The sequence below is a fragment of the Haloprofundus marisrubri genome (assembly GCF_001469955.1).
GTDB lineage: Archaea > Halobacteriota > Halobacteria > Halobacteriales > Haloferacaceae > Haloprofundus > Haloprofundus marisrubri.
The window spans coordinates 213,510-239,359 of sequence record NZ_LOPU01000029.1 but is presented as its reverse complement, the minus strand read 5'-3'; the positions used below and the strand labels follow the sequence as shown (position 1 = coordinate 239,359).

Annotated in this window: 22 protein-coding genes; 13 read left to right on the top strand and 9 right to left on the bottom strand. The window is 57.9% G+C overall.

Annotated elements, in window-relative coordinates; all coding sequences use genetic code 11:
* The first annotated feature begins 882 nt into the window (after nt 1–882).
* From AUR64_RS20490 to AUR64_RS20035, 6 genes are all read left to right on the top strand, one after another.
* Nucleotides 883–1,275 carry a DUF7344 domain-containing protein gene (locus AUR64_RS20490; RefSeq protein ID WP_155120586.1) on the top strand — a complete coding sequence of 131 codons (393 nt, stop codon included), beginning with the start codon at nt 883–885 and terminating at the stop codon, nt 1,273–1,275.
* Between the two features lie 340 nt (nt 1,276–1,615).
* Entirely contained in the window at nt 1,616–2,989 is a 1,374-nt protein-coding gene (locus AUR64_RS11685) for an ethanolamine ammonia-lyase subunit EutB (RefSeq protein WP_058582128.1), read from the top strand.
* Nucleotides 2,986–3,720: an ethanolamine ammonia-lyase subunit EutC gene (gene eutC, locus AUR64_RS11680; protein WP_058582127.1), complete on the top strand. Its 735-nt coding sequence runs from the start codon at nt 2,986–2,988 to the stop codon at nt 3,718–3,720. The genes AUR64_RS11685 and eutC overlap by 4 nt, the downstream gene beginning before the upstream one ends.
* A 14-nt stretch (nt 3,721–3,734) precedes the next feature.
* On the top strand, nt 3,735–5,189 hold the full coding sequence (locus AUR64_RS11675; protein WP_058582126.1) for an ethanolamine ammonia-lyase reactivating factor EutA: 1,455 nt from the start codon (nt 3,735–3,737) through the stop codon (nt 5,187–5,189).
* Nucleotides 5,190–5,284: 95 nt separating this feature from the next.
* A complete protein-coding gene (locus AUR64_RS20040; protein ID WP_082230738.1) occupies nt 5,285–6,409 on the top strand; it encodes a tubulin/FtsZ family protein in 1,125 nt (374 codons plus the stop codon).
* Between the two features lie 333 nt (nt 6,410–6,742).
* Nucleotides 6,743–7,279 carry a metal-dependent hydrolase gene (locus AUR64_RS20035; RefSeq protein WP_082230737.1) on the top strand — a complete coding sequence of 179 codons (537 nt, stop codon included), beginning with the start codon at nt 6,743–6,745 and terminating at the stop codon, nt 7,277–7,279.
* Between the two features lie 165 nt (nt 7,280–7,444).
* Here the strand turns inward: AUR64_RS20035 and AUR64_RS11670 are convergent, their stop codons facing one another.
* The 3 genes from AUR64_RS11670 to AUR64_RS11660 form a co-directional block, all read right to left on the bottom strand.
* Nucleotides 7,445–7,939: a hypothetical protein gene (locus AUR64_RS11670; RefSeq protein WP_155120585.1), complete on the bottom strand. Its 495-nt coding sequence runs from the start codon at nt 7,937–7,939 to the stop codon at nt 7,445–7,447.
* A 394-nt stretch (nt 7,940–8,333) separates the two neighbouring features.
* Nucleotides 8,334–8,840, bottom strand: coding sequence for a hypothetical protein (locus tag AUR64_RS11665; RefSeq protein ID WP_155120584.1), 507 nt, complete (start codon nt 8,838–8,840; stop codon nt 8,334–8,336).
* Between the two features lie 75 nt (nt 8,841–8,915).
* Complete coding sequence (locus tag AUR64_RS11660) at nt 8,916–10,349, bottom strand: DUF58 domain-containing protein (RefSeq protein WP_082230733.1); 1,434 nt, start codon at nt 10,347–10,349, stop codon at nt 8,916–8,918.
* A 210-nt stretch (nt 10,350–10,559) separates the two neighbouring features.
* Between AUR64_RS11660 and AUR64_RS11650 the strand changes: the two genes are divergently transcribed.
* The 4 genes from AUR64_RS11650 to AUR64_RS11635 all read left to right on the top strand — a co-directional run bounded on the left by AUR64_RS11650 (nt 10,560) and on the right by AUR64_RS11635 (nt 17,012).
* A complete protein-coding gene (locus tag AUR64_RS11650; protein ID WP_155120583.1) occupies nt 10,560–12,683 on the top strand; it encodes a DUF4129 domain-containing protein in 2,124 nt (707 codons plus the stop codon).
* Nucleotides 12,684–12,757: 74 nt separating this feature from the next.
* Nucleotides 12,758–13,807, top strand: coding sequence for a DUF1616 domain-containing protein (locus tag AUR64_RS11645; protein WP_058582120.1), 1,050 nt, complete (start codon nt 12,758–12,760; stop codon nt 13,805–13,807).
* Nucleotides 13,808–14,542: 735 nt separating this feature from the next.
* On the top strand, nt 14,543–15,049 hold the full coding sequence (locus AUR64_RS11640; protein WP_058582119.1) for a hypothetical protein: 507 nt from the start codon (nt 14,543–14,545) through the stop codon (nt 15,047–15,049).
* 1 nt (nt 15,050) lies between these two features.
* Nucleotides 15,051–17,012, top strand: a complete 1,962-nt coding sequence (locus AUR64_RS11635; protein ID WP_058582118.1) for a hypothetical protein — start codon at nt 15,051–15,053, stop codon at nt 17,010–17,012.
* A 75-nt stretch (nt 17,013–17,087) separates the two neighbouring features.
* Here AUR64_RS11635 and AUR64_RS11630 read toward each other — a convergent pair whose 3' ends face one another.
* Complete coding sequence (locus tag AUR64_RS11630; RefSeq protein ID WP_058582117.1) at nt 17,088–17,606, bottom strand: universal stress protein; 519 nt, start codon at nt 17,604–17,606, stop codon at nt 17,088–17,090.
* A 165-nt stretch (nt 17,607–17,771) separates the two neighbouring features.
* Here AUR64_RS11630 and AUR64_RS11625 point away from each other — a divergent pair, with 165 nt between their 5' ends.
* Nucleotides 17,772–18,566: a helix-turn-helix transcriptional regulator gene (locus tag AUR64_RS11625; protein ID WP_071391284.1), complete on the top strand. Its 795-nt coding sequence runs from the start codon at nt 17,772–17,774 to the stop codon at nt 18,564–18,566.
* A gap of 42 nt (nt 18,567–18,608) precedes the next feature.
* Here AUR64_RS11625 and AUR64_RS11620 read toward each other — a convergent pair whose 3' ends face one another.
* Complete coding sequence (locus AUR64_RS11620) at nt 18,609–19,142, bottom strand: hypothetical protein (protein ID WP_058582115.1); 534 nt, start codon at nt 19,140–19,142, stop codon at nt 18,609–18,611.
* 182 nt (nt 19,143–19,324) lie between these two features.
* Between AUR64_RS11620 and AUR64_RS11615 the strand changes: the two genes are divergently transcribed.
* Nucleotides 19,325–20,683 carry a DUF389 domain-containing protein gene (locus AUR64_RS11615; protein ID WP_071391269.1) on the top strand — a complete coding sequence of 453 codons (1,359 nt, stop codon included), beginning with the start codon at nt 19,325–19,327 and terminating at the stop codon, nt 20,681–20,683.
* Nucleotides 20,684–20,688: 5 nt separating this feature from the next.
* On the opposite strand, the gene AUR64_RS21250 is transcribed toward AUR64_RS11615, so the two are convergent.
* Nucleotides 20,689–20,817, bottom strand: a complete 129-nt coding sequence (locus AUR64_RS21250; protein ID WP_276203534.1) for a hypothetical protein — start codon at nt 20,815–20,817, stop codon at nt 20,689–20,691.
* A 156-nt stretch (nt 20,818–20,973) separates the two neighbouring features.
* Between AUR64_RS21250 and AUR64_RS11610 the strand changes: the two genes are divergently transcribed.
* Nucleotides 20,974–22,290 carry an RNA-guided endonuclease InsQ/TnpB family protein gene (locus AUR64_RS11610; protein ID WP_058582114.1) on the top strand — a complete coding sequence of 439 codons (1,317 nt, stop codon included), beginning with the start codon at nt 20,974–20,976 and terminating at the stop codon, nt 22,288–22,290.
* Between the two features lie 42 nt (nt 22,291–22,332).
* On the opposite strand, the gene AUR64_RS20485 is transcribed toward AUR64_RS11610, so the two are convergent.
* The 3 genes from AUR64_RS20485 to AUR64_RS11600 form a co-directional block, all read right to left on the bottom strand.
* A complete protein-coding gene (locus AUR64_RS20485) occupies nt 22,333–22,509 on the bottom strand; it encodes a hypothetical protein (RefSeq protein ID WP_155120582.1) in 177 nt (58 codons plus the stop codon).
* A gap of 174 nt (nt 22,510–22,683) precedes the next feature.
* Complete coding sequence (glmS, locus tag AUR64_RS11605) at nt 22,684–24,492, bottom strand: glutamine--fructose-6-phosphate transaminase (isomerizing) (RefSeq protein ID WP_058582113.1); 1,809 nt, start codon at nt 24,490–24,492, stop codon at nt 22,684–22,686.
* Nucleotides 24,492–25,766 carry a sugar phosphate nucleotidyltransferase gene (locus AUR64_RS11600; RefSeq protein WP_058582112.1) on the bottom strand — a complete coding sequence of 425 codons (1,275 nt, stop codon included), beginning with the start codon at nt 25,764–25,766 and terminating at the stop codon, nt 24,492–24,494. Before AUR64_RS11600 ends, glmS begins: the two co-directional genes overlap by 1 nt.
* Nucleotides 25,767–25,850 lie beyond the last annotated feature (84 nt).

Sequence of the window (25,850 nt, the reverse complement as noted above, 5' to 3'; positions counted from 1 at the left end):
TCTAGCTCGATCGGCGAGCGGAAACGAACCCCTATCTGAAGAATACCTCAACAGTCGAATGAGAGCCTGAAACGTCGGTATACGAATCAGGTTAATAACAAACCGTCGACTCATCAAGTCACGTCTCGACGAAGTGAAACCGCAGGACGTGACGGATTTGTACATGGGTTTTCGTCATTGAGATGGGTGACAGACCGAATCTAGTCATGTGGCCTCTATTTCGCCTCAGACGCCGATACCAAGACCGATAGCCCTCGAAAGGCAGTTTTTCAGGTTAATAATCTCCGGGGAATGACTTCGTCTCAGTACCTCGAATTTCCATGAAATCCACGTCGAGAAGCCGATTGTATGGAGAATTCGATTCGAAACTGCAGTCTGTGTTAGTAGCACCGAGAACTCAGATTTGAGAGGCGATGCGCTGCCGGAGTGTGTCTTTCACCGATACCGATGTGAGTTGTTCTACAGGCCCTGCTAAAGAGGGTGAAAGCGGCATACTATCGACGTAGACGCTGCGAAGAGTCCGATGAAAAAACAGCCACACATGCGTTTGAGCGGGTTTCGCCGTCAAATTAGCTGATAGAATCTCTCAAATGTCTTACTCCGGGAGAGACGATTTCCCAACCACCCGCATACCGAGGTACACGTAGACTGAGAGCAGACTGTTCGGATACAACAGCGATGTACTCTCGTCTCCGGCAGTGCAGAAACCACTTGCTTCCCTCTCGGAGTCAATCGAAGTGGTGTGTATCTCGATGAGATTGCGCAGAGACGAGTTGGGAGACGATAGGGATGATTGGTCGGGAATCGTGAATTGAGCGTATATACACCCGGAATATACGGGCCGTGATGTAACCCGGTTGTGGGAGGTATGTTCAATCGTCTATGATGGAGCCCTCCGAAAACGCAGCCTCAAATCAATCCGCTGAGCCTCTCGCGGACGGGTCGCTCGAACACGTAGTTACGGGTGCTGTCGGTCACCCACGTCGCCGAGCTGTTCTTGCGTATCTCACAGAACAGCGACGACCTGTCCTCCTTGAGGACCTCGCTGTAGCGGTTGCGCGAAGAGAGTACGATTCTCCGAGCAGCGAAGACATCGAAGAAGTACTGACCGCTCTCTACCATCGGCACCTCCCCAAGCTTGCAACTGCGGACATCGTCGACTACGAGGGAGAAGGCGACTGGATTTCGGTCGAGTTGACCGGAGAGGACACCCCACTGAAAGCCAGTCTCGAAGCAAGCCTCGGTGAGGATGTCAACGAGTACTACACCACGTAGAGAAACTCGCAGAACAGTACACCGAGGGTACTCAGAGGCGTCTTGCAGGGCTGCTGGTTCTTTGTCAAAACAACCGCTGATGAATTCTGCTTGCTGTGTCCTGCAAACTGGAAGTCACTCCTACTCGAAGTTGGATTCGGGCAACACTCAAGACGCCGCGTATTGAGATACTAGGTTGTGCTAGATGTTGCCATGTCACTCGCCTCGTCCAAATACATCAGCGACACGCGCATGCCTCGGTCGTAGACCATCCCCGACGCGCGACGCCTGTTGACAGACGACGTGACATTGCCAATTTCCAGACGTCACGATAGAACCCAACCACGCACGGGAGATTCAAATGAGCATCACATCACGTATCACCGGGTCGAAACACACCTTCGACTCGGTCCGAGAAGTACTGGCAAAAGCAAACGAAGAAAAATCAGGAGACCAACTGGCAGGAATCGCGGCCGATTCGGAAGCCGAACGAATCGCTGCAAAGGACGCACTCGGGTCGCTTTCGCTGGAAACACTCCGAGAGTCGCCTGTAGTGCCGTACGAAGACGACGAGGTAACCCGAGTCATCCAAGACGGTGTCGACGAAGCCGCCTACGACCGACTCAAAGATTGGACCGTCTCCGAGCTTCGCGAGTTTCTCGTCGACGAACAGACGCGTGAACCCGAAATTGCACGTATTCGACCGGGACTAACGAGTGAGATGGTCGCCGCCGTTGCGAAACTCATGTCGAACATGGACCTGATTCAGGCAGCCTCGAAGATGCAGGTCACCGCTCGGTGCAACAACACTATCGGTGCAGAGGGGACGCTCTCGTTTCGACTCCAACCGAACGACCCCAGCGACGACGTCGAAAACATCCGCCATTCGATACGGGAAGGACTCTCCTACGGCGTCGGCGATGCCGTTATCGGAATCAACCCGGTCGAGGACAACGCCGAGCGAACAAAGCGACTGCTCGACGTGACGAAGGAGTTCATCGAAACGTGGGACGTTCCGACGCAAAACTGCGTGCTCTCACATCTCACCACCCAGATGGAGGCAGTCCGACAGGGTGGCTCCGCCGACCTGCTGTTTCAGAGTCTCGCAGGAACCGAAGCCGGTAACGAAGGCTTCGGCATCGACGTCGACCTCCTCGACGAGGCGTACGAGTTCGGGAAAGAGCACTGTACGGCCTCGGGGCCGAACATCATGTACTTCGAGACTGGGCAGGGCTCGGAGCTGTCGAGTGACGCCCACGCGGGTGTCGACCAAGTCACACTCGAAGCTCGCTGTTATGGACTCGCCAAGCGCTATGACCCGTTCTTGGTGAATACGGTCGTCGGATTCATCGGCCCCGAGTATCTCTACGACGGGAGACAGGTCATCAGAGCCGGACTCGAGGACGTGTTCATGGGCAAACTCACCGGCATCCCGATGGGCATCGACGCTTGCTATACGAATCATATCCAAGCCGACCAGAACGACATCGAGAATCTCGCCGTCTTGCTCACCGCGGCGGGGTCGAACTACTTCATCACCGTGCCGATGGGTGACGATACGATGCTCAACTACCAGTCGAACAGCTATCACGACGCCTCGGCGCTGTGGGATATCTTCGACATGGGCCCGGCCCCGGAGTTCGAGACGTGGCTCGAGTCGATGGAGCTCATGGAAGACGGTCGATTGACCGCACACGCTGGCGACCCAACGCGGTTTCTGGAGGGAGATCGATGAGCGACTCACCGAATTCAGACGACACCGGACCCGTAGACGAAGACGCGCTCGCACGAATCGTCGATGCCAGTCCGTCTCGACTCGGCGTTGGACGAAGTGGTACTCGACCTCGGACATCGTCGATGCTGTCGTTCCGAGCAGACCATGCCAGAGCCCGCGATGCTGTCTTGACGAAGGTCTCCGAGGAGATGATAGAAGAGACTGGCCTGACATCGATTCAGAGTCGAGTTACAGACCAAGACGAGTATCTCGCACGCCCCGACTTGGGTCGACAGATTAGCGACGAAACCGAAGCCCGGATTCGAGACGAGTGTACGCTGAACCCGGATGTCCAGATTCTCGTCTGCGATGGTCTGAGTTCGACGGCAGTCGAAAAGAACGTCCCCAACCTGTTGGCGATGCTCGTAGATGGACTCGAAGAACGTGGGTTCGAGGTTGGGACCCCGCTGTTCGTCAAGTTCGGTCGCGTCGACGTAATGGACGAAATCGGTAAGACACTCGGTGCAACGAGCGTCGTGAACCTCATCGGCGAACGGCCCGGGTTACACACGGCTGAGAGTCTGAGTGCCTATCTCGTCTACGAGCCACACCCGGACAAACCGACGGCGAAGAAATCGGTCATCTCGAACATCCACGTCGATGGGCTCCCAGCGGTCGAAGCAGGCGCGCAAATCATCGACCTCGTCGAACGAATGCACGACCAACGAGGAAGCGGCATCGACCTCGACTAAAACCGAAACGAAGGATGTCCCAAACTACCCCTCCGACACTCACCAGCGTCGGTATCGATATCGGAACGACGACAACGCAAGTCATCGTCAGTGAACTCACCGTCAATCGGTCCGGCATCGGTGCTGTCACCGTCGATATCGGCGAAACGACGGTCGTCTATCGAGGGGCCATCCACGAGACGCCGCTCGTGGACCGACACACACTCGATACGGACGCCGTTCGTGAACTCGTCGAATCGGAACTCGAAGCAGCAGGCTACTCGGCTTCCGCCATCGACAGTGGTGCCGTCATCGTCACAGGCGAGTCGTCGTACAAAGAAAACGCCGAGGAACTCGTCAACCACATCGCAACTCACACTGGCGAGTTCGTCGTCGCAGCAGCAGGCCCCGAACTGGAAGCCGTCTTGGCCGGAAAGGGCTCGGGAGCTGCAGCGTGGGCCACAAAGAGCCACGAAACAGTGCTCAACGTCGACGTCGGGGGAGGAACGACCAACATGTGTCTCTTTTCGGGCGACGACGTCGTCGAAACACGGTGTCTCGACGTCGGGGGACGATTGCTCCGATTCGACGAGACAGGACAGGTAACCCACATCTCAGAGCCTGCAGAGCGACTCATCGAGATACGCGGCCTCGATATCGCTGTCGGAACGCGACCGACCGACACAGAACGTCGGCGACTCGCAACCGCGATGACTGAGTTGCTATTCGACACAATCGAAGGCCCCCCGCTTTCGTCGGTTACCGACTCGTTCACTATCGGGTCGAGCGAGTACACAGGAAAGACAGTCGATACCGTCGTCTTCAGTGGTGGGGTCGGTCGCCTGATTTCGAAAAGAGAGGAGACGAACGACGAATCGGAGTTCGCCTTCGGCGATTTCGGGGTTATCCTTGCGGCTGCGATTCGCCAAGAAATCGACCGACGGTCGCTTCGCGTTCGTCACCCCGACGAAGACATCAGGGCAACTGTCGTCGGTGTTGGAACCCAGACGACCTCGTTCAGCGGGGCGACGACCCACATCGACGAATCGTTACTCCCGTTGCGAAATCTGCCGGTCGTCGAGGGGTCTACGATAACTGCAGACCACGACTACGCGACCATCGTCAGTGAGTTACAGGGCTGTTTCGAGCAGGGGTGTGAACTGTACGAACTCGACGAGACGTCGCCGTTCGTCCTGTCTCTGCCCTCGATTTCACCATTAGACTATGGGCGAATCAAGGCGCTTGCACGAGCGCTGGGTGACGTGTACGAGCAGTATTTCACGAGCGAGTGTCCCCGAATCGTACTGACGAGACAAAACTGTGGGAAGGCACTCGGCCAGCAGTTGCACTCCGCGTCGAACGCGAACACACCTCTCGTCGTCGTGGACGAAGTCGTTGCTTCCGACGGCGATTATCTCGATATCGGAGAGGCGCTTGGGAGCGGCCAGACGGTCCCGGTCGTCGTGAAATCACTCGCTTTCGGGAGTTAAAGCGACGTTTGGGTTTTAGTTTGCAAATCCGTCTGTCGCTTACTGACGTATGTAAATGACAGAAGATTCAAAATACTCCTCTGCAACAATGAATTATGAAGCTGATCGTTATTGGGGTCGGTCAGGCGGGTGGACGAATCGCAGATTCACTAGTAGCTTTCGAGAGGACACAGTCCTCTACGTTCACAGTCGGAGCGTTCGCGTTCGATACAACACAACAAGACCTTGACGCACTCACAGCGATTCCCGACCAACATCGTATCCTCTACGGCCAACTCGAAGTCAGTGGTCAAGGCGTCGACGGAGACTCCGAACAGGGAAGCAAACTCGCTGAAGCAAACTGTACTGAGCTACTTCGCTCACTGGACGATGTGCCAACATCACAGGCGGACGCAATTCTTCTCACGACGTCTTTAGGTGGAGGCACGGGAAGTACAGCAGTTCGTCCGTTGACCGAAGAACTTCGCCAAACGTACGACGTCCCAATTTACGGAGTTGGTGTGCTTCCAGCTACTGATCAATCTCCTACTGCGGCCCAAAACTCAATCCAGTCGCTTCGTACACTTACCGGGGTGGTCGACAATCTATTGCTGTTCGACAACGAGGCGTGGCTCACGTCTGGTGAGTCAATCGAGGACGCTTTCGAGCGAGTGAACGCAGAGTTGGTGCGCCGACTCGGTGTCCTCTTTAGCGCAGGAGAGGTCGACGCATCCGAAACTGTCGCCGAAAGCGTGATCGATGCAAGTGAAATCATCAACACGTTACATGGTGGTGGCGTCTCTGTGCTCGGATATTCGAGTACGACCGTCGAGACCACCGAGTCTAATCCAGGTCTTCTCTCACGTTTGCTGGGCAGATCTGAGCCAGAGCCCGTAGATGCGACCAAAGCAATCAGTGTCTTAGAGACTGGGTTTCGGAAAGCCATTCATCAGGGACTAACAGCGCCTTGTTCGCTTGCGAGTACCGAACGAGCACTTGCTGTAGTGGGAGGTCCGCCCGCGTGGCTGAATCGTCAAGGAGTCGAACGCGGGAGACAGTACATCGAAAGCGAAACCGAGTGTATGGAGGTCCGCGGAGGAGACTATCCACAGCCCGATAGAGAGAGTGTAGAAATCGACATTCTATTCTCTGGAGTATCTCTCGATTCCCGAATTGATGCGCTTCAGAACGCTGCGTCGAAGTCAGAGCCGGTTCAGGAGTTACCTGAAAGTAGGCGCTAAGGCCCCTCCTCAACGAGCGAGTAGGATGAGATACAGCGTTCACTTTGAGCTAACAGGCAAGCGGCTTCGTCTCACTCAACGACATTGTTTTTGAAAAGTATGCCTGCAGCCCCCCGACTGCAGACGAGCCATGCAGTGAGTGAGATGACAGTCACAACTCACGTGCTAAAGTTCGGATGTACTGGAGACTAAATCCAGTCATTCACCCGACAACACAGTTGTTTGGCAACTCACACATAGGTCTTGTGTGTTAACAGAGTGTTCCGAACAAAAGTACTGACAGGGCAGACAATATTCACAAAGAGTATAGAGTGAAGCACAAAAGAACAGGCAATGTGGCCATGGGGTCATCTGGCATTTGGATATCTGTGGTATCGTCTTGTCGGCCATCGATGGGAGTGGCCACATACAGATAGCACTGTCATAGCGCTCGCTTTTGGAACCCAGTTTCCAGACATTATCGACAAGCCGCTCGCTTGGACGCTTGCGATTCTGCCTTCCGGCCGTTCGTTGGCACATTCGCTACTCACTGCCACAATCGTCATTGCGGTTGCGCTCGCTATCGCCCGATACTTGAGCAACAAGTCGATTGGTGTTGCATTCGCCGTAGGGTATCTGAGTCATCTCCTCGGAGATGCGCTCGTGCCTCTATTCGAGTTAGACCCAGTGTATTTGCGATTTCTTCTGTGGCCGCTGTATCCACCGCCGCCGTACGAATCAGACACCAGTTTCCTCGAACATTTCCTCAACATCGAGACCAACCTCGTTTTTGTCTCCGAGATCGTCATGGTCGGTTTCGTAGCGGTGCTGTGGATATCGGATGGATGTCCGGGGATACGGTGGCTTTGGTCTACTCGCTCTGGAAGATAGGCAACCATACCGTTAGATGTCGGTGTCCGGGATTTGAGCTGGTTGGCGACGAATGCAACGCGAAAACACGGTCAGGTGGATGTCAGCGATTCGGGATCTACCGTTCTACAAACAGAGAATTCCGGTCTTCGCCGAGAGGAAATGCAACACAGTACTGACCACCCGTTATTTGATATCCCACTGACACACTACCGAAAGTGTGTCCTCAGTCGCAGTGACGGTCGTAGAGACGGGTCTACGGAGATGTTGCGCGAGTCCAACAGCGAGGAATGAGGCAATCGGGTTTTCGAGTACATCTGCCCGGGAGTAGGTTGGGCTGCTAAACGCGACACGTACGCGACCAGATTCGGCCTCAACAGTTGTTTCTGTCGTATCTGCGAGTTCGAACATATGGAGTACCGCGTCAACGAGTTCGTCGACTGACTCGGCGACAGAGCCAGTTTCACCCGAGGACTGTCGACCGCTCGTGTGAAACTCGCGGTACAGATGAATTCCGGAGGGAACCAGCGAAATTCCGCGGGCTTTGTCAGCCTCGGTGGCGACGAACAGTGAGTCAAGCGCTGACTCAGCTGGAATCGAGTATTCGCTGTATTGGGGGACGAACAGTCTGACTGAATCCGTTGCAGCGTCGTCTCTGTTTGATGACCGGGGGATGTACACAGTCTGTCCGGTGAGACCGAGTTCCGTAACGAGTGACTGTTCGTTCGTCGCTTTCGTGTCGTAGACCCGCTGTGTGACGTCCGCTGAGACGACTTTGTCGGGCGTAAGATAGTACGTCAGCACTGCACCGAACAGACCCACGCCACCCAGTGCGAGCAAGACATTTGCGACGCTGGGAAACAGCGCTGAGGCCGCTGCAGCGAGTGCCCCGACGATTGCAAGTCCACCTGCGGCCCGTCGATGAGTAGCCTGTTGTGCTTGGTGGTAGGCGCTGCGAAGGCGCTGGTTTTCTCGCTGGAGCGTGTCTCGTTCGTTTCGGAGTCGTTGTTCTTCAGACTGTGCCGTATCGACAGCAGACCGTGCGGTACTGTCCTCAGACTGTGAAAGTGATGAATTACTCATGGGTGTTCTCCGTTGCTGTGACGAGGCCAAGACGAACGCGCTCGTATCGATGAATCGTGTAGCCGACGAATCCGATAAGGCCGGCAAGCAAAGCAGCAGCGCTGACAATCGAGACCGAACCCGACTCGAGGAAAACGAATACGACGGTAAGTCCAGCTAGAGCGAGTACGAACACGACACCGCTGGCTGCCAGGTTCTGCGTCGATGCATAGAGAGGGCAGAACAGAAGCAGTCCCAACCCGAGATGCATCACGGCCGCCGAAAACGGTGGAAGCGCCGGAAGGGCGAGAAGCATGAGAGCACCGGTCGCGTATGCGATCGGTGCCGTCATAAAAATCGCAACGAGCAGCGAAAGCACAGCAATCCCAACGCCGACGACTCCGCTCGTAATCACAGCCACCACAAGGAGAACACAGAACACAGAGACTGTGAGCAGACGCGGCTCACCTGCGACCGATGTGAGAGACGACGAACCAGATAGTCGGTCTACAGATTCCATTCGAGCGAGTCTCTGACTGAGCATAGTTAATCATTCCGAGACCGAAATGCGAACAATGGCTAGTCAGGGCACCGGTTAGGGATCTCGTTGAGCGAGCAGCGTCTTGACCCGGTTTCGTGGCCCTAGCTCGAGCGCTTTCACGCGGTCTAACCGTGCGAGCGTTCGACGAAATTCCTCGAACTCCACGTATTCGCGGTAGCTATCTTCTCCGGCTATCGGACGTTGCGTATTCGTATCGAAGAGAACAGCTGGCGTGAGGAAGGTAACCATCTGATGTCCATTCTCACTCAGCCGCGCGGCGGAGTCGAGAAGCGTCGGCTGGTTGAGATCTGTCGTTAGCAACTGCACCTGCACGCTTCCAGCGTCACGGTGTTCTAAGATTATGCGTTCGACAACTTCCCCGAGCACATCCGTATTTGTGTATGCCGTTCGGAAACCCGTCTTCAGATATGGGGAAAGTGTCTGTCCCAACGTGGAGTCGTCTTCACTGAATTGGGTGCGAAGCTGTGAACGTTTGAGTGAGACGCGAGTTCGCTGACCCTGCGATTTCTGTGCTAGCTCCGACTGTGTAGAGAGTTGATTGAGTTGATATCGGATTCGGCGGAACTCGGCGCTGGTCTTTGCAGCTTGTTCGGTGAGCGTGTACTGCCCCTCCTCGAGGAGATACAGACTTACCGGATCTGCTGTCTTCTCGGCTGAATCCACGAGGCCAAGTCCAACTTCACGGATGTAATCGAGCGGCGTCTCTCCAGGTTGGCCTCTTTTCGTCGACGCTCGGGCATCAACAACAAGGATAGTGCGCTGTTCGGCTTCAAGTTCGTATTCGGTGACGTGAGGAGAACCAAGTCGGGCCGTTGCTTTCCAATCAATGCGATTTGCGGAGTCGCTGTCGACGTACTCTCGCAGCTCGTACGGCAAGAGCCCGCTGCCGGATTTGTCTGCGTCGTGTTCACCGTACGCCGAGGCGAGTTGACGTCCGCCTTGCCCGACGTAGACATCGTGCGGTTCTGGTGGTTCGATGGTGACTGCTGTGGCCGTCGAAAGATCGTACGTTTCGGTAAACATCTGTGCTCCGTCAGTGAGTGTCACAGAGATATCGGGAAGTGTGAACACACCCGCGACAGGGTATCGAAGCGCACAGGATGTCGAGTCAGCTGTCTCTTTTCGCTGGAGTTCGACGGTTCGAGATTCAGTGGACGTTGCTCTCCCCGCAACTGGCGTAGACAGTGTCGCCGTCACAGTTGTCGTCTCGTCGTTCGCACGAGAGAGTTGTATGGTGACGTCTACATCCGAGTCAACCCGCTGTCGAGGGTGGCTGAGATACAGCTGATGTTCGAGGGTATCGAACGTCTGCGAAAACCCCCGTACGGCGAGGATTTGTTGGGACAGAAGCCACCCACCGAAGACTACAACAGCAAAGAGAAGTGTTCGTTCGTCGAAGAGAGCCGAAAGCACAGCAAGGGCCAACAGAAGAGAGATTGCTGTCCAACCTCGGCTCGTCACACGCATTACGCGGAGGTGTAGGGCACGTCAATTGAATGTTCTGTTTGAAACTTGTGAATCTGTACAGGAATTGCCTCGCGCCGTCAGAGCGCTCCGTCAGCTTTCTCTGGCTGCAGAAGCCATCCTCACGCCTGAAGGCGCGGGTGTGTGCTTGAGTATATATCATCCGTGCGTGAGAAGAAAGAGAATTTATACTTCGGATAACACGACCCATTCGTGACACGCCCGACTGTCGTCCGTAATCGAATTCTAGTTGGGATTCTCGCCCTGCAGGTGGTACTCTCTGCCGCGGTTCTTCCGGTCGGTGCGGCGACCCAGATAGAATCCGAGAGTGGTGAATCTCTCGGGATAGATGCATTGGGTAACACCGAGAGAGTACTCGAACAGGTACAAAACAACAGCACGAGGCGTCACGTCAATCCCGACGAGGTCGACAGTGAGGGTGATCAGGCCCAACTCCGCGAGCACTTAGCGTCACAACTTGCGTCGAGACTCGAAGAGAGTTCCATTGAACTGGAGGATGGAGAGTACGAGCAAGCGGAGGAAACGCTCGGAGACGACTACTCTGAGTTACTCGCAAAATACGTTGAGGTGAGCGGGGACGGAACTCAAGGGAGTTCCAAGCTCAACGAAACACGGACGCAACAGCGTGAGTATGTTCAGACGGTGCAGGAGTACCGTGAAACATACGCTGAATATCAGAAGGCAAAGCGCGCGGGCAACGAAGAGAAAGCCCGACAGTTAGCACGAGAGCTCGATAGACTCGATAGAGAAATTAACTCGACAAGCACGTCGCTTACCGACTCGTATGAGACGCTTGAAAACGAGACGAGCGCAAACTTCACCGGCGAGACGACGCAGGTCAACGCCACCCAGCAGAACATATCCAGTCAACAGACGAGGGTTCGACAGTCAGAGTTCGTACGGACGTCTCTGTCGGTGACTGCAGGATCGAACGAGACATCGTATCTCGATCCGCTTCCGATCAGTGGGCGTCTGACTGCGGCAGATGGTAGCCCTGTAGCAAATCAGAACGTTACGCTGGAGTTCGGCACACAAACTGTCCAGGCGGAAACTGACTCCGAAGGTCGATTTTCGACGCAACTACGTCCGCAGTCTCTATCAGCAACTGATAGCAAGATTGCTGTTCAGTACGTTCCTCAGACGAACTCAACCTACTACGGCACAAACACGACCATCTCCGCAACGGTTCGTCCTGTCGAAGCCAAAATCACGTTCGCAGACGTTCCAGAGACCCTCAGTTATGGTGAGAACGTCACGCTGTCAGGCACGGTAACTGCAGAGGGCCGTCCAGTCAGCGACGCCCCGGTTAGACTCATGTTGCAGAATTCGTCGCTGGCCACGGTCAGGACGAACGAAACTGGAGCGTTCAACTTTTCCACGTCAATGCCTGCAAACGCTTCGAGCGGGGAAGCGGCGTTTGCCGCACAACTTGGCTACCGTGGTAGCGCACTTACCTCGAACACGACCGCTGTCCTGACAACCATCGAAAGAACAGAAACGCAGATACAATTCAATCTAACCCGTGACATAGCGTCGCAAGCGCAGTTGTCGGGGCGTCTCGAAACGCAAGGTGGCAACCCAGTGTCGAATCAGGAGATTCTCGTTCGGTTCGACGGGAGCGTACTCACCACAGTGACGACGGACGAAAACGGTGAGTTCGACGCAGAAATCACACTCCCTGCAAGCGATGACCAAGCGGACGCCGAACAAACACAACAGCTCGCGGTAGAGTTTCAAGGAACTGGTACGAACTTGAGAGATGTCCGTGCTGAGAAGGCACTTCCACCAGTAGCAGGAGCCGAGGGAGGCAACTCAAACAGTTTCGTCTTGATTGGCGTCGGTGCAACAATTATTCTCATCGTCGGAGGACTATTCTTCGGTCAGCGATGGTTGCGCGCCGAGAGACAGTCGCAATCTGAAACGACAGCCACTGAGAATCCGGAGATAGCCGATAACAACTCTCAACCGAGTACAGTAGACCGACTGGAAGAATCAGAATCAGTGCTGTCACTGGCACGTGATGCACTCCAGCGAGGTGATGCGGACGTCGCAGTCGAACTCGGATACATGGGGATTCGACACCGACTTAGTGCGCAGTTTGGCCTTGAGAAACAGCAGACTCACTGGGAGTACTATGGACGCGTGAAGTCTGAGCACGGCAAAGACGTTGACATGGAGAAATTCAGAGCACTTACCGCTGCATACGAAACAGCAGCGTACACGCGAAACGGTGTCTCTACAGACAGTGCTGCAGATGCGTTCGATGCAATCGAATCGATTCTGTCTGACAGTCCGCAACACTCTCAGAACGACTGAGTAGCATCACCTCCGAGATGAGAATCTGTTCGGATATCGACTCATTTTTTACACCTGAATTATAGGAGCCGAACGTGTCCTCCGAAACTGACTGGCGACTGCTCGTTCCGGCCCCACTTCGTGCGTTGCCGGCGGACCTCGTCGCGGTCATCGTCTTCGTCTGTGCTACTGCGGGGGCAGCGTTGTTGCCGATCGTCGATGAAACGCCACTGAGGCTTGTTCTGGGACTGCCATTTGTACTGTTCGTTCCAGGATATGCGTTCATCGCAGCGCTGTTTCCGGAAGCCGGGACTGGACCGAAAGACGAGAACTGGGAGGGCGTCGGAGAGTCCGCAGAAGGAATCGACGGGTTAGAGCGCGTTGCGCTTTCGTTCGGGACCAGTATCGCGATTTCGCCACTGATTGGGTTGGTGCTCAACTTCACACCGTGGGGAATCCGGCTTGTGCCGATTGTCGTATCCCTCAGTGCATTCACACTCGTCGTAACTGCGGTGGCAGCGCAGCGTCGTCAAGCGCTTTCCGTTGATGAACGATTTGAGGTGCCGTACCAAACGTGGATTGCAGCCGCAAAAACGGAGCTGTTGTACCCCAATACGAAGACGGACGCTATACTCAATGTCGTGCTCGCTGCGAGTGTCATTACCGCTGCAGCGAGTGTGGGATATGCAGTTGCCGTCCCGAAGGAGGGAGAATCGTTTTCGGAGCTGTATCTATTGACTGAAAACGCGGACAACGAACTCGTAGCAGACGACTATCCTGCGAACCTTACGCAGGGCGAACCAGCGTCGCTGTACGTCGGCATCGGAAACCAAGAGCACGAACCAGTCAACTACACGTTGCTCGTTGAACTCCAGCGCGTTAGCATCTCGAACAACTCAACTACGGTAGTTGAAAAACAGCGGATACACCGCTTGGAGACGAGACTCGCACACAACGAAACCTGGCACCACAACCACACAGTACAACCGCAATTGACTGGCAAACGCTTACGACTCACCTATCTGCTGTACAAATCGGACCCACCTGCGGAACCGACGATAGAGAATGCGTACCAAGAAACACATCTGTGGGTGAACGTGACGCAGTCGAATACACCCTCAAATTCGACAAAGATCGCCGCGTAGAAGGCGTTACCGGATGCTGTGGACAGATGGTGCATTCTCTGAAAAACTGCCTCAAATGTCAAACCGAAAGGTTATTTTGCCAGAAATAAAATTTCGATGATATTCAATGGAAGAAGGAAGCTCATACATGTGTTTCGAGTCTGTAATCGCTGACCAGAGAAGAAACCCTAGTGGGGTTTGAGCCAGTGATACAGGTATTCGGCACGAAGTGGGGTCTTCTTCTGTTTTTGGTCAGCAGTTCCCTCCTGACTGTTCTGCTCTTTTCGATTCAGTGATGTTGAAGAACGAACCATGTGACCCGCGTCGTCACTGTAAATTATTGTTGGATTCATCCTGCACCTAAAGGCGCAGGTATTCTCCTTGATTTCGTATAAGTGACTGACGACACTGTGTTCCGGTTATGCTATTATGCTAACACAAAAGAGCTATAACCAGCCTGTCAGAGTACATCACACGTCGGGCGCGTACGGGAGCAGATGTCTCCGGTTTTGCCTGACGACGGCACGTGAGCTGTGACTGTCATCTCGCTCACTGCATGGTGCGTCCGCAGCTGGGGGGCTGCGGACGTCTCTTGGCTTCGCGTGTAGTGTCCTGTTCTTCGGCAGTCATCTCTCAGTAGATACAGTCCGACTGGAACTGAGAGTGCTGGTACTCCTAAAATGTAAATTGTAGACACAATTTCTAAAAGCAGAATATCCAGTACATTTATTAACGCGATGTAACCAGCTACAGGCAATGGTGACGTGGCGCGACCCGGTCGTACTCGTTCTCTCGTGTTTTCTCCTCACCGCCGTGGTCAGCGGCCCCGTCGTCGCCGGTGTCGACCTAACTCCCGAGGACCGCGTCGACGACGACAGTTCGACGTTCACAGGTGCGACGGGCAGCGTCACCGTCTCGGAGACTACGATTCCAAGCGAGCGTTACACACTCCGTCAGGGTGTCACTGGGTCGGGAATCCACAAACTCGACGCCCCGATGTCGACCGTTTCGGTAGAGACGACTTCCGGACCCGTGCTCGTCATGTACTCGCTTCGAGTACCTGAGCTGTCGTACGACACCGAGGTGTTCCGTACCGTCGACGAAGGTTTCTCCGGAGAGTTGACCGTCGGATTGGACGACGCCTCGGTTCCCTCGAACCGCCTCGAAAACGACACGTATCGAGCGACCGTCGAAATCTCCGTCAGGGAGGAAAGCGGGAAACGAGTGCTCGACCAGCGAGAAATCACTATCGTGGTCGCATAACATGGCTTATTCAGTATCCGAAACCGACCATCCGACGGACCGCTACGCCGAGTATAAGAACCGGGTTCTGACGCTCGTCTTCGGCGACAAGTTCGGACTGCTGCTGTTCGTGAGCAGTCTCGCCTTCTTCGGACTGTTCTGGCGTGTCGGTTTCTTCATCACCGACAATTACACCGTCGCAAACGGTCTTTACAACGCGGCCAACGGCCACCTTCTCGTCACCGATATCGTCTACGGCCCGCCTTCCGGAGAGACGCCCGGAATGATTGCGGGTGACGGCGGTCGGTACTCACGGACCGTCGGCCACATCGTACTCACACTGCCCGTAATGTGGGCGCTAGAAGCGCTCACCTCTGTCGCCGACCTTCGAGTCGTCCTCACCGGACTCTGGAGCAGTGCGATTCTCGCAACGGGTGTCGTTCTCGGCCGGGTTCTAAAGAAAGAATCGCTCGGACGAACCGCCGGGGCTGTCGTCGCCGCCGTCGTTTTCGTTTCGAACATCGCTGTCGCCACACATCTCGACGGTCGGTGGCTCGCACACCTCTCACTGCAGATAACCTCGATGCTTGCCGCCGCGCTGACGAGCGTACTCATCTATCGTCTCGTCTCGCGGACGCACACGACTCGTGCGGGTGTCGCTGCCGGGTTGGTCGTCATCTTGGCGACGCCGGTTGGCTTCTGGGCGACGATTCCGAAGCGACACGCGCTCATCGCGCTGTGTGTCGTCACAACCGTCTACAGTTTCTACCTGAGTCGAGAGACCACCGACAGTGAGAAATCGCTCCGATTTCGCGCGCTCTCGTACGTGTTCGTGGGGTTAGCGACGTGGGTTCACGCTGCCGACGCGTTCATACTCTTCGTCTCGCTGTTGGTCGTTGACCTCCTGACCGCCTCCTCGAACAGTCGACGCGAACTCACAGTGGTGTTTGGTGCGTTCGGTCTCTCGCTCGTGCCGTTTTTCGTGACGAACTCGGTCGTCACTGGGAATCCGCTCTTGCCACCACGGTTCATGCCCGGTTACGAAGCCACCGAAGTAGTCTCGACCGGTGGTGGTGCGGAGAGTTCGTCGTCGACGGGAGGTTCCGGAGCCTCTGGACAGTCCACGTCGAGTTCTTCGTCTAATGGGGCAACTGGAGACGGAACCACGGAAGCAGGGTCAGCGAGTTCGCCGGAGTCGGTGTTTGCACCGGTCTTCACCGCAGTACAAGCCGCGAGTCTGACCGTCGCGGAACTCGGGTCTATCCTCGTCCGTCACCTCTCGCGGACGGCCGAACGAGCGACCGACACCCATCGACTCACCGCGACGTTCGTCCGAGCGGGCTACATCGAAAGCGTCGCACGCAAGGACTTCGGACAGAGTGCGAACCTCTCCATGCTCGAAGCGATGCCGGTGTTCGCTGCAGTTGTGTTACTGCCGAAGGCCGCAGTTCGACGGGTTCGCGCGCACGGCCGAGATGCGCTGTCGGCGACCGACCTCCTCGTCGCGGTGTACGCCGTCGTGCTCACGCTCATGTACCTCCCGCGACTGCCGCTTCACGCCTCTATCACCGTCCGGTATCTGCTGCCGGCGATGCCGCTTTTCGTCTACACGGTGTTCCGATTCACCGAGAGCCGAGAACTCCTGCAGTATCCGCGTGCGCTCGGGTTCTCCTACTTCGGGACCGTCGTCATCGGCACGCAACTGCTGCTCACGTACGCGCTGATGTTGGAAGCGAGTATCGGCGAAGCGATGCAGATTCACGCGCTTTTCAACCTTGTCGCTGCGGCCTGTCTGGCCGTGTGGGTGCTGTTTCACTCGTTCGTCTCCGAGCAGGCGAGACCCGTCGGTGCGGTCGTTCTCGGCTGTGTCTGTGGGCTCACGACGAGTTTTCTTCTCTTGTCGGGGACGATGTATCTCGCAACCGACAGCGGCTACGTTCTCCCCCTCATCGACTGGCTGAACGCACAGTTGAGTTGGCTGTAGCCGGACGCGTCGCTGTCGTCGGCGAATAGAGTACGAAAACGGAACCGTGGCAGGAAAGCGTTCGACGTAGCGACGTTAGACTGTGAGCACCGGCACCGACGCTGCCCGCCGGACGCAGTCGGTGACGCTCTTGGGCGAGAAGAACCGACGCAAACCCGTCCGGTTCGGTTCGCCGGCGACGATGAGGTCGACGTCGTGGTGGTCGGCGTACGCAGCAATCTCGTCGGCAGGAGTGCCGTACCGAAGCTGTTTCGTGAGCGAGACACCGGCTCTCTCGGCAGCCTCGCCGAGGGCGTCGAGCGCCTCTTCAGCAGCTTCCTCGCGACGTTCGACGACCATATCCCAGTGGTCGACCGAGGCGTTCATCCGCACGACCGAGAGCGCGTCGACCTGCGCGCCGTGGCGGGCGGCCAGCGCCAGTGCGACCTCACCGACCCGTTCGTCCATCTCCTCGTCGACAGCGACGAGGATATGTTCGAAGACAGCGTCTTCGTCGGTCTGGTTCGCTGGGTCCGAGTCGGAGTCGGACTGTTGCTCCGTTTCGGGCACTGCGACCGCGGGAGACTCGTCACCGAACGCCGAATGGACTGCCATTACACACGATAGGCGGTGTAGAAGTATATATTTGTCCAGAAAACTATTCGAGACCATTCACTCTTTCACGTTACTACGTCTACTCAGCTCCCGCAAGCCATTCACGGCGTGAATAGTCGGAGATGTATCTCAACAGCTATGCCGGCGGCGGAACGAGAGACAGTCATGACGGACCCGCTCGAGGAAATCGAGTTCCTCGCGCGCTCGCAGAACCGAATCGCCGTGTTGGACGCGGTTGCGAGCGGGCCACACACTCGACGGGAGTTAGAAGAAGTAGTCGGGGCGTCGCAACCGACGCTGGCACGGATTCTCCGCGATTTCGAGGCGCGCCACTGGGTCGAGCGACGCGGCACGGAGTACGTTCCGACGCCGTCGGGGTCGTTCGTCGCCGACAGTTTCACCGAACTGCTCTCGAACGTCGAAACCGAGGTTCGCCTCCGGTCTGTCGCCCAATGGTTGCCGATGGACTCCCTCGACGTCTCGCTCGCTCGCTTCGACTCGGCGCGCATCACGCGTCCGACGCGGACCAGTCCGAACGGACCGCTGAAGCGAGCGCTCGAACTGTCGGGGGAGGCAAAGACACAGCAGGTCGTCTCCTACGTGCTCAACCACGAGATGCTGGAGACGCTGCACGACGCGGCCGTCGACGGAACGCAGTCGCTTCGCGGCGTCCTTTCGCGCGAGACAGTCGAGACACTCTGCGACGATTCCACGTCGAAACAACGCCTTCGGGCACTGCTGGCCGCCGAGAACACCGCGCTCCGACTCGCTGACGAGCCGATACCGTTCGCCGTCGGTGTCGCCGACGAGACGGTGTACTTCTTTCTCAGAGACGACGAGGGGTTGCTGCGAGCACTGTTGGAGTCGACCGACGAAGCGGTTCACGAGTGGGCCATCGAAACCGTCGAAGCGTACTGGAACCGCGGTGTCGACGTCGACACGGCGAGTTACGAGTCGTAGACGGGTGCGCGGTGTCGGCGGCGTGAAACGGTCTTCAGCCTTTCAGTCGTTTCCGGCGAGTCGCCGTTCGTCTTCCTCGTCGTCTTGACCATTGTTTTTGCCTTCTCCGTCGTCCCTGTCGTCCACCTCGCCGTCGACGACAGGACGGCGCTCGCCGAGGAACGTCCGGAGAATCGAAATCGTGGGAAGTAGGTTACGCTCGTCACCGTCCAGTCCGACGAAGAGCATCGGCGTCGTCTCCGACCCGCGTGCGAGCACGTTGATGCCCTCCTCGAACACGCGTATCGTCAGTTCGAGGTCGCCGATAGGTTCGTACAGCTCGGTCTGTCTCTCGGCGGCGAGCTGTTCGAGTGCGAGGTCGTCGACGATAGCGTCGATATCGGCCGCGGAGTACTGCTGTATCGTCTCCGCATCCGCGTAGAGGAGGTTGTACTCGCGGGACTCGAAGTTGCCGTACGCGACGGTGCGTAAGCTATCGCCGGTCTCGTCTTGGAGCGCCGTTAGGAGTACTGAATACTGGTCGCTCGGGTCTGCGTGTCTCATCTGCTCGGCCAGCCACTCCGTTCGTTCGCTCATACCTGAATTACTACTCGGGGAGTACTAACGGCGTACAGTCGAAAAACCTTGGTATTTCACGGGTGTGAGACACTAGACAGGTCTCTGACGGCGGTCTTTACCGGGCCGAGGTCGACCTTTCTATCACGTAACGGTGCTGTAGTGTCCGATTACCTAACTGGGTAGTTCGTGATGAGCAGACAATGCGTCTCATCCAGATATTCATCCCCAACGATAGCCGCGTCGCGGTGAGAAAGCGGTTAGAGGAGATGGGTGTGGAGTATCTGTTCACGAACGAGGATAGCCACCGCGAGGGAGTCGTCGCGTACGTTCCCGTCCCGTCGGGCGCGGTCGACAGAGTACTCGACCGACTGTACGACGCCGGCCTCGACGAGGATACGTACACCGTCGTCACCGACGCCGCACGCGCGAATATCCCGAACGTCGACGAACTGACCGAGCAGTACGTCGAGATGCCGAAAGGGAATCTGGGAACCTCACACACCGAGATACGAGAGCGTGCCGAGGAACTCAAACCCGCGACGCCGACGTACATCGCCTTCGCGGTCGCAAGCGCCATCGTCGCCGTCGGCGGCCTCTTGCTCGACTCCGCCATCGCCATCGTCGGAGCGATGGTTATCGCGCCCTTCGCGGGGTCGACGCTCTCGGCCAGCGTCGGCGCGGTCATCAGCGACCGGGAGATGGTCGTCGACAGCGCGACATCACAGATACTCGGCCTCGTCGTCGCCTACGTGGGTGCAGTGGTGATGACGTTGTTTCTCCGCGAAACAGGGTTCGTTCCGCCGGAACTCGCCGTAACGCGCATCGGTCAAGTGAGCGCGTTTCTGACGCCGAGTCTACTCACGCTGGTGATTGCAATCACGGCAGGGTTCGCCGGCGCACTGGCGCTGGCGACGGACCTTCCAGTCTCTATCGCGGGTGTCGCCGTCGCCGCAGCTATCGTTCCGGCGGCCGCGGTGGCCGGCGTCGGTACGGTCTGGGGACTGCCGGTCGTCGTCCTCGGAGCGCTCGTCTTGCTTCTGATGAACATCGTCTTCATCAACCTCGCAGCCTACGTCGCACTCGTCTCACTGGGTTACCGCTCGTCGCTCATCCGTAGCGTCCGTGAGAACGCGCGAATCTCGCTTCGCTCCGGTGCGTACGCCGTAATCGTCGTGCTGTTTCTCGTCGTCGTCGTCGTCACGTCGATGGCGACGTTTCAGCACCTCACCTTCGAGCAGGACGCAAATCAGGAGGTCCAGTCGATACTCTCGGAGAGCGACTACAGCAGCCTCGAACTCGTGAGCGTCAAAACCGAGTACAACGGGCTGAGCCCCACAGACAACGGTGTCTCGGTGACCGTGACCGTCAGTCGAACCACCGACGCCGAGTACGAGTTGTTCGCCGACGAACTACGGGCGAGACTCGGTGCGTCGACGAGTCGGCCGGTGACGGTGAACGTCCGCTTCCTCGATTACCAGCAGTCGGAGTCGCTCGAAACCGTACAGCGCGTACCGACTGCGCCGAGTCGACCGGTGGCTTCGACGATATCGACGATATGACCGGGTTACATATCGCTCGTTAGTTCGCCGAGTCGGTCGACGGGGACCGCGCGCATCGTCTTGGTGTCCAACCCGTGTCGTTGGACGGCCATCGCAATTTGGAAGACGGCGTCCTCGTCGTCGGCCGAGAACATTATACAGAGCAAGGAGAATACCCGCGCCTTTAGGCGCGGGATGAATCCGACAACCTCTACACTATCCACCGTACAAACGCTCGGCAGGATATTCCATGCTCTAATCCAAACATTTACAATAGAACGCTACATAACCAGTTATGGAAGCGTTCCACGATGCACATCCACCGCACCTACCGAGCGAAAATCCTCAACCACAGTCAAGTAGAGGAGATGCTCGACCTGCACGGGTGGAGTGCGTCGAAACTCTGGAACGTAGCGAACTACCACTCCAGAGAACAGTGGGGCGAAACGGGCGAGATTCCCGACGACTCGGACTTGAAACGCGAGTTGAAGACTCACTCAAAATACAAGGGATTGCACAGTCAATCCAGTCAGCGCGTTCTGGAAGAACTCGCTGAAGCCTTCAACTCGTGGTACGGCAAACGCAAGAACGACTCTCGTGCGAATCCGCCCGGCTACCGCAAGAAAAACTACTACGACAACGACGGCAACCGTGTCCACGAAGAACACCCTCGTAGCACGGTGACATGGAAGCAGAAAGGCATCCGTCACGACACGAAGAATAACCGTGTGCGACTCTCAAAAGGCGCGAATCACAAAGAACACCCGCGAGCATGGGAATACATCCTTGTCGAATACGAAACTCGCCCCAAAGTCACCGTCGAGAACCTACAACAGGTCAGGGCCGTCTACGACAAGGCGACAGGGCGCTGGGAACTGCACTTAGTGTGTAAACACGAAGTGGAGACTCCCGACGCGCCGGGTAACGAGTCGGCTGGTGTTGACCTCGGCATCTGTAACTTCGCGGCAGTCGCGTACAGCACCGAGCAAGCCGACCTGTACCCCGGCAACCGCCTCAAACAGGACGGGTACTACTTCCCGAAAGAAATCGCCAAGTGCGACGACTCGGGGGGCGAACGGGCCACTCGACTTCACGCGAAGTGGTCGGAGCGCCGAACCCACTTCTTCCACAGCCTCGCCAAACACATCGTAGAGAAGTGTATCGAGCGTGGCGTGGGTCGAATCAACATCGGAAAGCTCGCAGGTGTCCGAGAGGACGAGAACGGTGACTCAAAGAACTGGGGCAAGCACGGCAACCTCGACTTACACGGGTGGGCGTTCGACAGGTTCTCGAACATCCTCGAATACAAGGCCAAAGTCGAGGGTGTCGAAGTCGTAGAGGTGTCTGAGCGCGACACGAGCAAGACGTGTTGCGTCTGCGGTAGGAAAGACGATAATCAGCGTGTTGAGCGCGGCCTGTACGTGTGTGAGGAACACGATGATGCGTTCAACGCTGACGTGAATGGGGCGGAGAACATCCGTCTCGACATTAACGGAAGTAACTCCGAGTCTTCGACCAGTTTGGACGAAGATAGGAGTACCGGCTGGTTGGCACAGCCCGGAGTCTACCTTCATGACTTGTCCCACGGATTCTCACCGAGGGAACAAGTGGTGGACTGCAAACCTTAATATCCCAATCCAGCGGTGCGGTGCCGTGGGATTCCCGCGTGTTCACGCGCGGGAGGATGTCAACTGGAAGTCGTAGTTGCCGAGGAGAACGTAGCTCTGGAGGACCTCTCCACCGAATCGCTCGATATCCGCTCGAATCTCGCCCCAAATCGACCCGATTTCTTGCGGACTCTGAAACTGCTGTTCGTTGATGTCTGCGAGGAGGGTGTACGTCGACATACGCGGGGTTCGAGACAGATTCGGTTAAGCGATTTCCCGGACTCGACAGTAGTACAGCACGACGAGAGACTCCGGTTTGCGGTCATGGAGTCTCGTTGTCTGGGCGTCCCGGCGTCTCCGTTGTCGGGTCCCGGTTCTCTGTCACCGAATCCAAATCACCCAGTCGCCGAGTTCTCACTCGACGGTGACGCTCTTGGCCAGATTCCGCGGTTTGTCTATCGACCGTCCGAGCGCGTTCGCCACCCAGTAGGCGACCAACTGCAACTGGACGTTGACGAGCACCGGCGCGACGCGTGCGGACCCCGAGGGGACGCGCAGCGACGCGTCGGCGTAGCGCTCTATCTGGTCGTCGTCGGTGACGGCGATGACGGGGGCACCGCGGGACTCGACTTCGCGGACGTTACCGAGCGTCTTCTTCGCCGGCGCGTCCTCGCCGGTGACGACGGCGAAAACCGGCGTGTTCTCGGTGACGAGCGCCAGTGTCCCGTGTTTCAACTCGCCGGCGGCGAACCCCTCGGCGTGTTCGTACGTTATCTCCTTGAACTTCAGCGCCCCCTCCAACGCGACGGGGTAGTTCAGCCCTCGGCCGATGAAGAAGTAGCCGTCCGCGCCGAGATACTCGGCGGCGACTTCTTCGGCCATCGATTCGTCGAGCACCTGCTGGACCCGTCCCGGGAGGTCCCGAAGCGTCTGCAACACCGCCCGGCGTTCCTCGCTGGAGCGTTGGTCACCCGCGAGATACTCCACGAGCAAGTTGAGAGAAACCAACTGTGAGGAGAACGTCTTCGTCGCCGCGACGCCGATTTCCGGCCCAGCACGGATGTACAGTGCGTAGTCACACTCGCGGGCAGCGGTGCTACCGACGACGTTCGTCACCGCGAGCGTCCGTGCACCGCGCGCCCGGGCCTCCCGCAACGCGGACAGCGTGTCGGCCGTCTCGCCGCTTTGGGTGATGCCGACGACGAGCGAATCACCCAACGGTGGCACGCCCGTGGCGTACTCGCTGGCGAGGAACGCCTGAGCAGGAATCCCGAGCGAGTGGAACAACTGGACCCCATAGAGCGCCGCGTGATAGGAGGTGCCGCAGGCGACGAGGTGGACCGCCGAGGGTGTTTCCAACCCCTCCAGTTCGGACAGCGTCACCTCGCCGCGGCGTTCGTCGACGCGCCCGGAGAGACACTGTCGGAGCGCCCGCGGTTGCTCGTGTATCTCTTTGAGCATGTAGTGGTCGTAGCCACTCTTGCCGGTGTCTTCGACGTTCCAGTCGACCGTCTCGACTGATTTCTCGACGCGTTCGTCGTCGCCGTTTCGCACCGTCCATCCCGACGGCCGAAGCGTCGCAAACTCGCCGTCGTCGAGGTAGACGACGCGGTCGGTGTGCGCCAGAAAGGCGGGGACGTCGCTGCCGAGGTAGTAACTGTCGTCGCCGACGCCCAACACGAGCGGCGAGTCCTGTCGGGCGGCGAACACGGCCTCCTCGCTGGCGACGACGCAGACGAGCGCGAAACTACCGGAGAGTCGTTCGACCGCCGCGCGGAACGCCGCCTCCGGCGGCGCGCCGGCGGCGAGTTTCTCCTCGACGAGGTGGGGGACGACTTCGGTGTCGGTGTCGCTTCTGAACTCGTGGCCCGACGTCTCCAGTTCCTCGCGGAGGTCGTCGTAGTTCTCGATGATGCCGTTGTGGACGACGGCGACGCTGCCGGTGCAGTCGGTGTGCGGGTGAGCGTTCTCGTCCGTCGGCGGCCCGTGGGTACTCCAGCGGGTGTGACCGATGCCGACGCGGCCGCTCACGGACTGCTCCGAGAGCGCCTCGCGGAGCGCATCGAGTTCGCCCGCTCGCTTGACGACGTTCACGTCGATTTGGCCATCGGAGAGCGCGACGCCCGCCGAGTCGTAGCCACGATACTCCAGTTTCGAGAGGCCCTCGACCAGCACGTCGAGCGTCTCGTCGCCGCGGCCGACGCAACCGATGATACCGCACATCAGCGCACCACCTCCGACTTGGGAGCGAGCAGTCCGGAGACTACTGTTCCAGTCCGCAGCGTCGCGTTCGACCCGACGAGCGTCCCCGGTGCGAAACTCACGTCGCCTTCGGCGTGGACGCGGTCACCGACGACCGCTCCGAGTCGTTTCCCCTCGTGAATCTGTGTGTCGACCCGGACGTCGGCGGGCCCGCCGGTGACGACGCACGACGGTCCGAGCCAGACGGCCTGTCCGGTGACGCAGTCGACGACCGTCGAGTTCGCTCCGATACGAGTGTCCTCGTCGACGATGGAGTCGACGACGACGGCGTTCGGACCGACCGTGGCGTTCTGGCCGACCGCAACGTTCGGACCGACCACTGCGCCTGGCCCGATTTCGCAGTCGGCGGCGACGACGACCGGCGCTTGCAGCGTCGCGTTCTCGTGGACGCGCGCGCCGGGTGCGACCCAGACGCCGTTTCTCCGACGTCGAACGCCGGCGTCGGTTCGCGTCTCGGTTTGGTGACCGTTTATCCGCTGGTTCGACGAGCGGAAGACGTTCGTCCCGTCGGCGAGCAGTCGGCGCGTCGCCGCCAACAGGTCCCACGGGTAGGTCGCGTCCGTCCAGTATCCCTCCGACTGAACCCCCCTAACGGACGTGTCGCTCTCGACCAGTCGAGCGATAGCGTCCGGTAGCGGCGTCGTGCCGTCGACGGTTGGCGTCTCCCGAATCGTCTCGAAAATCGCGTCGGTGAACGCGTAGACGCCGGCGTTGACGAGGCGGTAGTGGCCCTCCAGCGGTTGTTCGACGAGTTCGACCACGCGGTCACCGTCGAGACGGACCGAGCCGTATCTGGACGCGCGTTCGCTCTCGACGACGCAGAGCGTCGCCGCGGTTTCGTCCTGTTCGTCCCCAGAGCGGCCGTCGTGTGCGTCGACGACGTTCTGTACCAACTGTGGGTCGACCACTTGGTCGCCGTTGACGACGAGGAACTCCTCGCCGACGCCGTCGGCCGCCTGTAACAGGGCGTGGCCGCTGCCGAGCGGTTTCTCTTGGACGTGGTAGGTAACTGAGACCCCATCGTAGGTGGGTCCGAAGTGGTTCTGGACGCGTTGGCGCTTGTAGCCGACGACGACGTGCAAATCCGTGACGCCCGCGGACAACAGCGCGTCGAAGACGTGTTCGATGATGGGTCGCGTCGCCGCCGGAAGCATCGGCTTCGGGCGGTTTCGCGTCAGCGGGCGGAGACGCCGCCCCTCGCCCGCCGCGAGCACGACGGCCGACTGAATAGACATACAAAATGTGTCCGCAACGAACGGAATGAAGGTTGCTTTCTCTCCACCGTCGTGACTGTCCCGCGAAGTGAACGAAAAATTCGC